Consider the following 12,942-nt stretch of genomic DNA (forward strand, 5'->3'; position numbering starts at 1 on the left):
GCCAATTGCCTTGGTGGTGTCTTGTGGCTCCGGCACCTCAGACTCCACGCAAATTTGAATGGAGTAGGAACCGTCTTTGCGCTTGATGAGCGTGGCCGATTTGGGATGAGAACCCGCCAGCATCCCGCGCTGGTAGTTACCTATATCCAGCTCAAAACGTTCGCGTCCCTCAACGGTGGTCAGCGACACCGTCCAGTCCTTCTCCCGGAAAGAGAAGATGCTGGCATCGTAGGTAACAAAGCCAGACTTGAACGCTTTGACCGGACGGTTCTTTTGCTGGGCAACCTTGCGGGCAGCGGCCAACTTTCTGCACACCTGTTGTGCCACTCGCGCTAGCGGGACGGAGTCCTTATTGCTGGAGAGCCCAAAGCGGGTATGAATTGCGCGGTGGCAGAGCGATTGAAGCTTGACTGGGTTGACCACCTTCTCTGGTGTGTTTTGGTTGACCCAGTAAGGCCTACGGCCCGCTGGCGCGAGGAGTGCTTGTGCAAAAGCAGACAAGGTTGCCTCTAGCTTCACGGCTTGCGAAGCAGATACCTTGAGCTTGCAGGAGATAGTCAGGACTTGGGTCATGTCACGATTATCCGTCATCCGCATTCCTCTCGATCCTGACCCTACGGGTACAGGGCGGGGCTCCTGTGGTTTCTAGCTGATCCAGTTGCCACAGAGGCAGCAGCTATCTCGAACGTGCTTCCTCTGCAAGGATGGGAAATCCGGAGAGTCCTTGAGCCTACACTCCGGCAAAAGTGAAGAAAACAGGATCCCTGAGCCCGGTTGGTCGGATCGACCTCTAGATTGGGTGAGGTGTCGATAGTGCCCCAACCATGAGCAAGCCTAGCTTTGCGGTGATCGGCCTGGCGGTGATGGGGGAAAACCTGGCCCTCAACGTCGAGCGCAACGGCTTTCCGGTTGCCGTCTACAACCGCACCGGCTCCAAAACCGACCAGTTCATGCGGGAGCGAGCCCGAGGCAAACAGGTCACCCCTGCCTACAGCCTGCCGGAATTGGTGCAGATGATGGAGCGGCCCCGCAAAATCCTGATCATGGTCAAGGCGGGCCCGCCGGTAGACGCGGTGATCGACGAGCTGAAGCCGCTGCTGGAGCCGGGAGACATCCTCATCGATGGCGGCAACTCCCTCTACACCGATACGGATCGCCGCGCCGAGGCTCTGGAGTCCACCGGGATCCACTTTGTCGGCATGGGGGTGAGCGGCGGCGAAGAGGGCGCCCTCAACGGCCCCAGCCTCATGCCCGGCTGCAGCCCGGAAGCCTATCGCCAACTGGAGCCCATCCTGAGCAAAATTGCCGCTCAAGTGGCGGATGGCCCCTGCGTTACCTACCTGGGGCCCAAAGGGGGTGGGCACTACGTGAAGATGGTGCACAACGGCATCGAATATGGCGATATGCAACTGATCGCCGAGGTCTATGACTTGATGCGCCGGGGCTTGAAGCTGACGGCCTCGCAGATGCAGGAGATTTTTCAGGCCTGGAACGAGACGGAGCTGGAGTCGTTTTTGATTGAGATTACCGCCAAGATTTTGGGAACGCTGGATCCGGAGACGGGCAAGCCGCTGGTGGATCTGATTTTGGACAAGGCGGGGCAGAAGGGGACGGGCTTGTGGACGGTCAAGGATGCCCTGGATTTGGGGGTGCCGGTGCCCACCATCGAAGCGGCGGTGCAAGCTCGCATCCTCTCGTCGCTGAAAGAGGAGCGGGTGGCTGCCTCTGCTCAGTTGAAAGGGCCCGATGCAACTTTTGAAGGGGATCCCGACTGCTTCCTTGAAGATCTGCGTGCCGCCCTCTATTGTTCCAAGATCTGTTCCTATGCCCAGGGGATGGCGCTGCTCAGGCAAGCCACCGTTGCCCACGGCTATGTCTATACCTTCAGCGAGATCCCGCGGATTTGGAAAGGGGGCTGTATCATCCGCGCCCGCTTTCTGGGCGAGATCCAATCAGCCTACAAACGGGATCCAGAGCTGGTGAACCTACTTTTGGATGAGGAGTTCAAGCAGGCGATCCAGGAGCGACAGGGCTCCTGGCGGCGGGTGGTGGCCACGGCGGCAGCCCTGGGGATCCCGATCCCAGCCATCAGCGCCTCCTTGGCCTACTACGACAGCTACCGCACCGCCGACCTGCCCCAGAACCTCACCCAGGCCCAGCGGGACTTCTTCGGGGCCCACACCTTTGAGCGCATCGACAGGCCGGGGGTTTTCCACCACGCCTGGAATCCCTAGAAGTCTTGGGATCTCCCTCTGGCCTGGGATCTGTCAGCGTTGGTCCATGAGTTTGTGCAGGTGTTCTCCGATGACCTGGATGCTGCTGAGGATGCGCTCTTCCGGTTGGTAGCTGAAGGCGAGGCGCAGGGCGTAATCCCCTTGGCCACCGGCAAAGCAGTGGGTGCCCCCAGGGATCCCTCGCTGCGAAACATCTCCAAGCGGCGATTAACAGTGCCAATCCCAGCTACTGACCAGCAGTCTCGGACAAAGCCGCGGGTGGGACAACCGCCAGCTTGGGAAAAGGGGGAGTTGAGGTTTTGCTTCCCCCTCTATGCAGCAGCACGTAGAAGCAAGGGATCACCACCAAGGTCAGCGGCGTCGCCAAAGAAAGGCCGGAAAAAACCACAACCCCCAGCGGTTGCAGCAGCTCGGATCCCTCTCCCCAGCCCAACGCCAAGGGGAACAGGCCCAGCACCGTCGTCACTGTGGTCATCAGGATCGGGCGCAGCCGCTGCGGGGCAGCCTCTAGCATGGCGCTGCGATAATCCAAGCCCTGTTCCTCTCGAATTTGGTTGGCCAGCTCCACCATCAAGATGGCGTTGTTGACCACAATGCCCACCAGCAGCACCGCCCCCACCAGCACCGTAGCCCCCACTGCCGTGCGGGTGAGGAACAGGCCCAGGATGCCGCCGGAGAGGGCCAAAGGCACCGTCAGCATGATCACCAGCGGGTCGAGGAGGGAGTTATACTGCACCGCCATCACCACAAACACCAAAAAAGCTGCCAGGGATCCCAGCAGCAGCAGGTTGTTGCGCAGCTCCCGGTTGTTTTCCAAGGCCACGCTGGGCAGGCGGGTCACGCCGGCAGGCAGTTCCAGGCCCGACAGGATCTCATCCACCTCGGCGACAGCAGCGCTCTGGTTGGCTCCGGCCCTGAGGCTGCCGTTCAAAATGACCACCTGCCGTTGGTTGAGGCGGCGAATTTCCCCGGGGGCCTCCCCCATCTGCAACCTGGCCACATCCCCCAAGCGCAGCGGCTGGCCATTCTGCACAGCCAAGGGCAGGCGCTCCAGTTGCGAAGGCTGGGTGATGGGCGTGGCCAGGCGAACCCGCACATCCAGAAGGCGGCTGCCCTGCTGCAATTGGATGGGCACGGATCCCTGCACCGCCGTCTGCACCACCCGGCCTATGTCCTGAAGGCTGAGGCGCAGGGGAGCGGCCCGCTCCCAATCCGGCCAAATCTGGAGCTCCGGCTGGCTATCGTCGGCATCAGGGCGGAAGGTGGAGAGGGTAGCCTGCTCGTCCAAGGCCCGCAACACCCTGCGGCTAGCCTCTTGAAGCGCCTGAGTGGCCTCCCCTTGGAGCACCACGTCCACTTCGGCATTGACGGCAGAATTGCGGGCGGAAAGGCCGCGGACGCTGCCCGGAAACACGCGGATGCGGGATCCCACCAAGTTCAGTTGGCCTATCAACCCGTTCACCCGATCCACGAAACGTCCCACGTCGGTGCCGGGCTTGAGGGTGATGGTGCTGGTGCCCCGCAGGGGGTTCTCAACAGTGCTGCCCCCAAAGGCGGATCCACCTGCCGTGGTGAACGCATACTCCACCTCAGGTTGCTCTAGCAAAAGGCGATCCACCGCCTGCATGATGCGGTGGTTGGTCTCCAGAGTGGTGCCGGGGGCAAAGTTGGCAGACAGGTTCACCTGCCCGGTGGCGATGCGGGGCAGAAGCTCTTGGTTCAGTTGCCCGGCCATCCAATAGCTGCCCCCGCCCAGGAGGAGAAAAGCCAGCAGGATAGGCAGCGCCGGTCGCCGCAACAAGCGGCTCAGCAGCCGTCGATAGGCATAGGTGCCACCCAGGATCCCCCGCCCAAAGCTGCGGATCGGGCCCCAGTGGCGCAGCCCACTGCTGCGGCGGATCGTCAACAGGCGAGAGGTGAGCATCGGCACCACCGTCAGGCCCACCACCAGGGATCCGGCCACGGCAAAGCTGATGGTCAAAATCAGCTCGTTGAAAATCAGCGAAACAAAACCTCCCACCAGCAAGAAGGGCAACACCGACACCAGGTTGGTGGCCGTGGAGGCCACCAGGGCCGATTCCAACTGGCGGCTGCTGCGCTCCGCTTGCTCCAGCACCCGCTGCCCAAACCAACGGGCGTCCTGCCGTGGGATCCCTTCTGTTCCTTTGGCGATGTTTTCCAACATCACGATGGCGTTGTCCACCACGATCCCCACCCCCAGGGCCAGCCCTCCCAGGCTGATGATATTGATGGAAAGGCCGAACAGGCCCATCAGCAGCACTGCCGCCAGGGTGGCCAGGGGAATGGCGGTCACCACGATCAGGGTTTGGCGCAGGGATCCCAAAAACAGCAACACCGCCAGCCCGGCCAGCACCGCCCCGCTCAAGCCGGCAAGAGCCACACTTTGAATCGAGCTGCGGATGAAGCGGGACTCGTCGCTGGTGGGGATCAGGGTTACTTGCGGCGGAATGAGGCCGGCGGCCCGCAGTTGTTCCAGGCGGCGACGGATCCCGTCCACCACGCGGATGGTGTTGGCATCCGGCTGCTTTTGAATGCTCAGGCGCACAGCTGGCTCTCCATTCAAGGTCACCCGCACCCCCTCGGCAGCAGGGCGCACGGCCACCGTGGCAAAGTCTGTTAGGCGCACCGTCCCTCCACTGGGGGTGTTGAAGCGCAGCGCTTGAATATCTTCCGGGCTGCGGAACCGGCCTATCGTGCGCGTCAAAGGCTCCACTAGCTCGCCGCGGATCCGTCCCCCGGCAAGATCCTGGTTGCGGGCCTGCAGTTGGCCGAGCACATCCGTCAGGCCCAGCCCCAATGCCTGCAGCCGCTCCACATCCAGATCCACCTGCACCTCTTCGAGAGTGCCCCCGGCCACATCCACCGTGGCCACCCCCGGCACCACGCCCAACTCGCGGGCCAACTCTTCCTCGGCAAAGCGGCGCAGCTCCACATCCGTCAGCCCGGGCGCGTTCAGGGCAAACTCATAAACGGGCAACTGGGAAGGGTCAAACTTAAACACCGTGGGAGCCGAAACCCCATCCGGCAGCCGTCCTCTGGCTCGGTTCACCGCCGCCGTGGTGTCGTTGAGGGCTTGATCGATGTTGCCCCCCGGCGCAAAGAAGAGATCCACCCGGACTTGCCCTTCGCGGGTGGTGGAATAGATCTGTTCCACCCCTTCCACAGTGGAAAGCGAGTCTTCCAGAGGGCGGGTAATCTCCTCGACGGCCACCTCTGGGGTTACTCCCGCCAGCTCCACCCGCACGCCAATGCGGGGATAGACAATCGAGGGCAACAGATCCACCGGCAGGCGGGTGAGGAAATAGAAGCCCATGACGATCGCCGCCAAAGCCAGCATCAGGGTGCCAATGTGGCGGCGGATGGCCAGGCCGCTGAGGCTGAGTCCGCTCGGGGCTGGGGTCATGGGCGTAGCTCCTTTGATAAACGTTTAGAATCGTTCCGAGAGGACACTTAGCTGCACTTCCTGCCCATCTTGCAAAGGGGCAGCGCTGCGCACCACAAACGGCTCGCCAGCTTCCAATCCCGACACGATCTCCACCTGGCCATCCCGCTGTGCTCCCAGTTGCACCGGGCGGGCCAACACCCGCGCCCTTTCCCCCTGCCGCTCCACCACAAAGACCAGGGCTGCACCCGGCTCGCTCTGTTGAATTGCTGTGGCCGGCACGATCACCCGCTGCGCCTGCGGCCTTGTCAGCTCCACTCGGGCCAACAAGCCACTGCCGATGCGGCCGCCGGGGTTGGGGATCACCACTTCAACCGGGATCAGGCGGGCCTGGGGATCGGCAGCCGGGGAGATGCGGGCAATTTGTCCAGCGAAGCGTTGGCCAGGAAAGGCGTCCAATTCCACCTGAACGGCTTGGCCCACCTGCACCCGCGCCAGCTCCAATTCAGAAAGGGGAAACTCCACCCTCACCTGGCTGAAATCGGCCACCGTCAGCACGTCTGCCCCCGCGTTCAAAAAAGCGCCCGGATCCGCCTGCCGGGAGAGCACCACCCCCGTCAGGGGCGAGCGCAGTTGGGTGTAGGAAAGGCGCTCCTGGGCCTGGGCCACCAGGGATCCCTGGGCGTCCACCTGGCGCTGGGCAGCGATCACCGCTTGCTCTTGGACACGTACCTGTTCCTCTGCCGAGCGCAAGGCCTGAGCAGCCGTGCGGGCGGCGGTGCGGGCTTGTTCCGCCTGTTGGGCGGAAACAGCTCCCTTTTGCGCCAGTTGTCCTAGGCGTTCGGCATCGGCCTCCAGTTGCAAAAGGTTCAGGCGGGCCTGCTCCACTTGGGTGCGGGCATTGCTCAGTTGCGCCTGCGCCTGGGCCACCTGAGATTCCTGCGCCGCCAGTTGCGATTGGGCCTGCAGCAGAGCCGCCTGCAGCAGGGTGGGATCCAACTGACCCAGCAGTTGCCCCGCTTGCACCGGATCCCCGACATCCACCGCTAGCTGTAGCAACAGCCCCTCGATCCGGGTGCGCAGCGTCGCCTGCCGCAGGGGCTGGGTGGTGCCGGTGTAGCGCAAGTCGGCCCCCAGGGATCCCACCTGGGCTGTGGCCACATCCACCGAGACAGGGCGCGGCGCCCTACCTTGGCCGCCGCCTTCCACCGGACGCTGGGCCCAAACCATCTGGGTATAGGCGACAGAGCCGGGAACGCCCACAAGCAACGCCAGAGCGAAGGCAAAAGCTAGAGGGAGTTGCCTTGCCGAGCCGGAGCTCTGTCCTGCCGGCAGGATGAGTAGCCCAGCTCCCCTTTTGCTGCAGCGCATCAGCCACCTACCACTCGCTTGCCCGCTGTAACTGCCCTCGAAGAGAACAAGCCCGCCTCACAACCCAAAAACGACGGCCCATCCGGCTAGACTGCCCACCTGGGGAAAGGGTTCAAACCCGGATGGTCGGCCTTGTGATCTTTTCAGGGGCCTTGCCCTAGCAAGCCTTCACATTTCTACACGACAAAAGGGATCCCTGCCAACCCGCCCTATTCCAAGCAAGTTCTGGGCGAGATGAAGGCACCTACAAAAAGGATGAGACCCATACCGCTACGCCATCCATCTCCAAAGCGGTTTCGGGCCCAGCTAGCTAGCTGAGCTTTTGAATGGGCGCGATGCGGGGATCCAAGATTTTCTGCTGGCCGATGGCGGGAAACCTCACCGCCAGGGTGATCCGTTCGCCGCTGCCGAACACGTGGGTAATTTGCCCCTGTCCGAATTGGGGATGTTGCAGGCGATCCCCAACTGCCCACTGGGAGGAACGGCTTTGGCGGCGAGCAGCCTTTGCTTTGGGCGTGGCCGCAGCCGCGTTGTCGGCGGAGAACGAAAGCCCCCTGCCTCTCTCCCATTGGATTAGCTCTTGGGGCAGCTCGCTTAAAAATAGAGAGGGAATAGCTGGTTCCCGGTTGCCGTAGAGCCGCCGCTCGCTGGCGTGGCAGAGAAACAATTGCTCGCGGGCGCGGGTGATGCCCACGTAGCAGAGGCGCCGTTCCTCTTCCAAAGCAGCGGGATCCTCCAGGGCGCGAAAATTGGGAAATAGGCCCTGTTCCAACCCCACCAAAAACACCACCGGGAACTCCAGCCCTTTGGAAGCGTGCAACGTCATTAACGAAACTTTCTCAGCTCCCTCCTGAAGGTTGTCCAAATCGGAAGCCAAAGACACATTGCTCAAGAAAGCCTCAAGGCTGGGATCCTCCTGTTCTTCTTCAAATTGGCGGGCCGCGTTGTAGAGTTCCATCACGTTGGCGATCCTTTCCTCGGCCTCTTCTGTGCCCTGGGCCTTGAGATCTTCCAGATAGCCGCAATCCCGCAGCAGCCCCTCTAGGAGGGCGGCAGCCGAAACCTGGGCCATCTGTCTGTGCCAATGCTGGATAAGCTCGGCAAACTGAAGAACCGGCTTGGCCGAACGCCCCACCAGGTTGGTGACAGAAGCCTCGTCGCTGAGGATAGTCCACAGGGGTACATTTAAGGCAGCCGCCGCTTCGGTTAGCTTGTCCAGAGTCGATTTGCCGATACCCCGCCGCGGCACATTGATAATGCGTAACAGGCTAAAAGAATCGGCAGGGTTGAGCACAACCCGCAAATAGGCCAGCACATCCTTAATCTCTTTGCGATCGTAAAATCGCAGCCCGCCCACCACCGTGTAAGGGATCCCCCAGCGCAGCAAAACCTCTTCAAAGGGGCGAGATTGGGCGTTGGTGCGGTAGAGAATGGCAAAATTTCCCCAGGAAGAGTTGGGATTTTGGCCGTGTAATCGTCGGATGGCGTTGACCACAAACTCAGCCTCGGCCATCTCATCTTCGGCCTGATGGCAGATGATAAAACTGCCCTGATGGCGCGTTGGCCGGAGAACCTTGTCGATGCGCTCGGTGTTTTTCTCGATGAGGGCATTGGCCGCCTGCAAAATAGTAGCTGTAGAGCGATAGTTTTCTTCCAATTTGATCAGGGTGCGGGTATCGTCGTCCGGCAGGCCATCGCCAAAGGTCTCTTGAAACTCCAGCAAAATGGTGAAATCAGCCCCCCGAAAGCGATAGATGCTTTGATCCGCATCGCCCACCACAAAGAGGGAGCGATTGGTCCAGTCCCACTCGGAGCGGCGGGTCTCGCCGTTGGTTGCCAGCAGCCGGATCAGCTCGTACTGGGTGCGGTTGGTATCTTGGTATTCGTCCACCAAGATGTGCCGAAAGTGCTGGTGCCAGTAGGCCAAGACCTGCTCATTTTGACGAAAAAGCTGCACCGGGATCCAAATTAAGTTGTCGAAATCGAGGGCATTGTTGGCCGCCAGTTGATCTTCGTAGAGCTCGTAAACCTGAGCGAGGATGCGGCCTCGGAAGTTGGGCTGGTGGCGCTCTAAATCGCGAGGAGTCCAACCCTGGTTTTTGGCATTGCTAATGGCGTAGCGCACCGATCTTGGATCGAACTTGCGCTCATCTAAGTTGAGTTGCTTAGTTACAATCTCTTTAACCAGGGATTGGGCGTCCGATTCATCGAAAATCGAGAAGTTACGAGTCCACTTGCGTCCCTTGGGATCCTGGTATTTTTCAATCTCCAGGCGCAGGATCTGGGCAAATAGGCTGTGGAACGTACCAATCCAAAGGGGTTTAATCCAGCGGCGGTAAACCGCCGATTTCAGCCGCGTCGCCTGGGCCGGCTCCAGTTGCTCCAAGGGGATCCCAAACTGCTCCTGGGCCTCCTGCTGGGCAAAGAGCTGCTCGATGCGCTCTTTCATTTCGCGGGCGGCCTTGTTGGTGAAGGTCACGGCCAAAATCTCCCCCGGATCCACCCGATGGTGGCGGATGAGGTGGGCGATGCGATAGGCGAGGGTGCGCGTCTTGCCGGAACCTGCCCCCGCCACCACCAGCAAAGGGCCGCAAAAGTGTTGCACCGCTTGGCGTTGAGAAGGATTGAGGCCATCCAACAAGGAGCCAGAAGTCATATCTGCCGCCAACGAGAAACTGCTTTCCATTATGGGCGCAGGCTGGCTGGCAACCCAACAGGCTTGGGAAGCCCAAAAGGTACTCTAGAGCGCCAAAGCTAAAGATGAAGATTGGTTAAGATTTGGCCAGCTCACCCCAGAACTTGCTGCTATGAAACGAGTTTTGCTTAGTTGCGGGGCCCCACCTAATTGCTGCCCGCTTGGCTTTCCAAAAAGACTGGTCGCTTTGGGGGTTGCTACCTTTGCTCTCCTCTCCGCGGGCCCGTTGGCTCCAGCTCAAGCCGGCAACTGCCCCAGCAGCGGCAACCCCCAAGCCTCTCTTGACCTCAAGCTGGAAAGCGTTTCCGGGGATCGGCTCGACTTAAGTCAGTACGACGGCATTCAGGCCGTGATCTTGACCAACAGCCAAACCCGCTCCCAAGCGGAAGCTCTTTCCAAAAGCTTGGCCCTGGAGTTTGGGCAAAACCCTCGGCTGCGCCAGATCGTGTTGGTCGATGGCAGAGGGCTGTTGCTGGTGCGAAACCTGGTTTTACAGGCCATCCGCGAGAGCGCGCCCACGGATCCGCGCTTGGTTTCTCCGTTTGTCTATGTCTCCGTCGATTTTGAGGGAGCAACCATCCAGAGGCTGCAGGAGGTGGCTGCCGAGGTGCTGCCGGGGATCGATTTTCGCCGCCAGGCCGCCTTGCTGCTTTTGGACAACCAAGGCACCCTCCTGGGCGGGTTCGCCAACCTGGACCAGTCCAACCTCAGCATTCGTCAGTGCATTCGCACGCGCACTTGATTGCCCTGGATCCCGCTTTTCCGTTGCTTCCTCCCCAACCGCTAAACTGGTTCTAGCGAAGTCATGTGCAAACTTGAGAGCAAACCTGTCAGACGGCTTGGTGCCGGGATCCCATGCGTCGCCAGCTCAAGACCTTAAACCAAATCCTCGACTACAAGCTGGCCGATTTGCGGCTGTTTGGCCGCGCGGAGCTGAAGGGTCAGGTGCTGAATGTGTTGCTGGAACGGCTGCCCGGCGATGTGGTGGATACCCTGCAGGTGATGGAGGTGGTGCGCAACGCCGTGGAAGCCTCGCTGCTGCAGGGGTTGCGAAAAGTCAACGTTTACCTCTGGTGCCGCGGGCAAATGGATGAGGCACCGGAGTGGAGCGAAAGCTTCGCCGTAGAGCCATTGGTCTTGGCCCACCCCAAGGAGCCCCGCAGTCTTGCTTCCAGCTACCGACAAGACTATCCCGGCAGGCGCGTGCTGTTTTTCTGCCTAGGCCTTTGCCTGGCCGGCTTCTACCTGGTGGGGGGCTGGGAGCAGACGGGTTGGATCGACTGGATCCCGGTGGGGCTGGCCTTCGCCTTGGGGGTGTTCTTCCCCTGGCTCAAACGCTCCCTCAACCAATGGGTGCACCCCCTGTTTCTCCGCTTTGGTCTGGGGCTGGGGTTGGTCTTGCTGGGCCTGGCGGTGGCGCTGATCTGGCGGCAGGGCTGGAGCCTTGCCCGCGGGATCCTCGCCCTGCTGGCCTTTCTCTTGCTGGGCTTGGGAGCCTGAGATCTCTCACTCGGCCGTGGTGCCGCTGAAAACAGGCAGGGCTGGCCCGGTCATCCATACGTGTTGGGTATCGGGATCCCAGCGAATCTCCAGATTGCCTCCCGGCAGCTCTACCGTGGCTTGGGGCTCGGCCCGCTCTTCCAAAACGGCGGCCACCAGGGCGGCACAGGCGCCTGTCCCACAGGCCAGCGTCGCCCCTGCCCCCCGCTCCCAAACCCGCAGCCGCAGGCGGTTGGGGCCGAGCACCTGCACAAATTCGGTGTTGGTGCGCTCGGGAAAGGCTGGGTGATGCTCAAACAGGGGGCCTACCCTTTCCAAGTCCAGCTCCTCCAGGGATCCCTCTTCTTCCAAGAAGACCACACAATGGGGGTTGCCCATGCTCACCGCCGTCACCGGCCACTCCCGCCCGGCCACCGGGAGCGGTTGCCGAATCACCTTGGCATCCGGTTTGGCCAAAGTGGTGGGGACTTGCCCGGCCAAGAGGCGAGGGATCCCCATGTCCACCGTCACCAGGCCATTTGGCTGCACCCGCGGCACGATCCGCCCCGCCAAGGTGTGGATCGGGTAGGCACCGTCTCGGCCAGGGATCCCCAGATCCTGCAAAAAGCGGGCCAAGCAGCGGATCCCGTTGCCGCACATCTCCGGCTCCGAGCCGTCGCTGTTGAACAGGCGCATGCTGAAGTCGGCCCCCTCCTGCCCCGGCAGCAGAAAGATAACCCCATCTGCCCCCACGCCAAAGCGGCGGTTGCAGAGGGCAACGGCTTCCTCAGGCGTCAGGCAGGGCTGCGGCTGGTGGCGGTTGTCCACCAAGATAAAGTCGTTCCCCAGCCCCTGGTATTTGTGGAAAGAGAGACGGGAGGGCAAACGAACAGGCATGCAGCGGAACCGCAAAACAACCGGCTTCAATCCTCGTGCATCTCGTAGGGATCCTGCAAGTCCTTAGAAGGGGGGCCAAAGGCCGTGTAGATGGCAAACGCGGTGATGCAGATGGTAACTGCCGCGATCGCCACAATCAGGGAAAAGGTGGGCTCCATATCTTCGATCCTGAGGGTATTCGACTATAGTATTACACAAGTTTACAATTCATTGCCTGAGACAAAAGGGTTCGGCCAGATTCTGATAGCCTGATTTTAGGGGGCGGCTGTCTTGACGGTGCTGAGCAGCAGCGCTCCGCCGCCCTGATCACTCCCAACTTGATAAATCCATCCTGTCCTGTCTTTGACCTATCGCGAGAACCTATGGCCATTCGTACCAAACTGGGCGATCTGCTGCGTCCCCTCAACTCGGAATACGGCAAAGTGGCCCCTGGCTGGGGCACCACGCCCCTGATGGCGGTCTTCATGGCTCTGTTCGCCGTCTTTTTGTTGATCATTCTGCAGATCTACAACAAGTCGCTGCTCTTGGAAGACATCAACGTCTCTTGGGAGAGCCTCAGCTTCTGAGCACCTTTGGCTACCGTTGGCGCTGTTTCTGAAAAAATGCCGGTATCGAGAGGTTTTTGTGTCCCAGCCGGCACCAGTTTTCAGCAGACGGATCCCCAGCTTCTCCTCCTGAGTGCTGCTTCTATCTACAGGCTCCCCTGCCTTTGATGGGGAGCCCCTGGCTATCGACAACGAGGACGGACAGCTTCTAACAGACTCCTGGCCGCTGGGCAGGGGTTTCGATTTGGGTAGACTGGGAAGACCCAGGTATCCCCTGCCTGTAACCAAAAGCCAGGAGATGCTTCATGAGTCCCTTTG

Annotated in this window: 9 protein-coding genes and 1 pseudogene; 4 read left to right on the top strand and 6 right to left on the bottom strand. The window is 61.0% G+C overall.

Annotated features, from left to right (window positions below):
• Positions 1 to 573 (bottom strand): annotated as a pseudogene (locus NW857_RS08490) (RNA-guided endonuclease TnpB family protein); the annotation flags it as partial.
• 251 nt (positions 574 to 824) lie between these two features.
• Between NW857_RS08490 and gndA the strand changes: the two are divergent.
• Entirely contained in the window at positions 825 to 2,234 is a 1,410-nt protein-coding gene (gndA, locus tag NW857_RS08495) for an NADP-dependent phosphogluconate dehydrogenase (protein WP_414337023.1), read from the top strand.
• Positions 2,235 to 2,460: 226 nt separating this feature from the next.
• Here gndA and NW857_RS08500 read toward each other — a convergent pair whose 3' ends face one another.
• From NW857_RS08500 to pcrA, 3 genes are all read right to left on the bottom strand, one after another.
• On the bottom strand, positions 2,461 to 5,658 hold the full coding sequence (locus tag NW857_RS08500; RefSeq protein WP_414368655.1) for an efflux RND transporter permease subunit: 3,198 nt from the start codon (positions 5,656 to 5,658) through the stop codon (positions 2,461 to 2,463).
• A gap of 24 nt (positions 5,659 to 5,682) precedes the next feature.
• A complete protein-coding gene (locus NW857_RS08505; protein ID WP_414368657.1) occupies positions 5,683 to 6,900 on the bottom strand; it encodes an efflux RND transporter periplasmic adaptor subunit in 1,218 nt (405 codons plus the stop codon).
• 418 nt (positions 6,901 to 7,318) lie between these two features.
• A complete protein-coding gene (gene pcrA / locus NW857_RS08510) occupies positions 7,319 to 9,664 on the bottom strand; it encodes a DNA helicase PcrA (RefSeq protein WP_414368659.1) in 2,346 nt (781 codons plus the stop codon).
• A gap of 265 nt (positions 9,665 to 9,929) precedes the next feature.
• Here pcrA and NW857_RS08515 point away from each other — a divergent pair, with 265 nt between their 5' ends.
• Entirely contained in the window at positions 9,930 to 10,445 is a 516-nt protein-coding gene (locus tag NW857_RS08515; protein WP_414334915.1) for a hypothetical protein, read from the top strand.
• Between the two features lie 113 nt (positions 10,446 to 10,558).
• Positions 10,559 to 11,203 (top strand): hypothetical protein, encoded by a 645-nt coding sequence (locus tag NW857_RS08520; RefSeq protein WP_414337030.1) that lies wholly within the window; start codon positions 10,559 to 10,561, stop codon positions 11,201 to 11,203.
• Positions 11,204 to 11,209: 6 nt separating this feature from the next.
• On the opposite strand, the gene dapF is transcribed toward NW857_RS08520, so the two are convergent.
• The gene (gene dapF, locus NW857_RS08525; RefSeq protein ID WP_414334917.1) at positions 11,210 to 12,079 is read right to left on the bottom strand and encodes a diaminopimelate epimerase; all 870 of its coding nucleotides are present in this window, start codon (positions 12,077 to 12,079) and stop codon (positions 11,210 to 11,212) included.
• A 26-nt stretch (positions 12,080 to 12,105) separates the two neighbouring features.
• Positions 12,106 to 12,237, bottom strand: coding sequence for a photosystem II reaction center protein PsbN (gene psbN / locus NW857_RS08530; protein ID WP_011432995.1), 132 nt, complete (start codon positions 12,235 to 12,237; stop codon positions 12,106 to 12,108).
• Positions 12,238 to 12,441: 204 nt separating this feature from the next.
• On the opposite strand from psbN, the gene psbH reads away from it, so the two are divergent.
• Entirely contained in the window at positions 12,442 to 12,645 is a 204-nt protein-coding gene (gene psbH, locus NW857_RS08535) for a photosystem II reaction center phosphoprotein PsbH (RefSeq protein ID WP_414331336.1), read from the top strand.
• Positions 12,646 to 12,942 lie beyond the last annotated feature (297 nt).

Source organism: Synechococcus sp. H55.9, from assembly GCF_047462355.1.
Classification (GTDB): domain Bacteria; phylum Cyanobacteriota; class Cyanobacteriia; order Thermostichales; family Thermostichaceae; genus Thermostichus.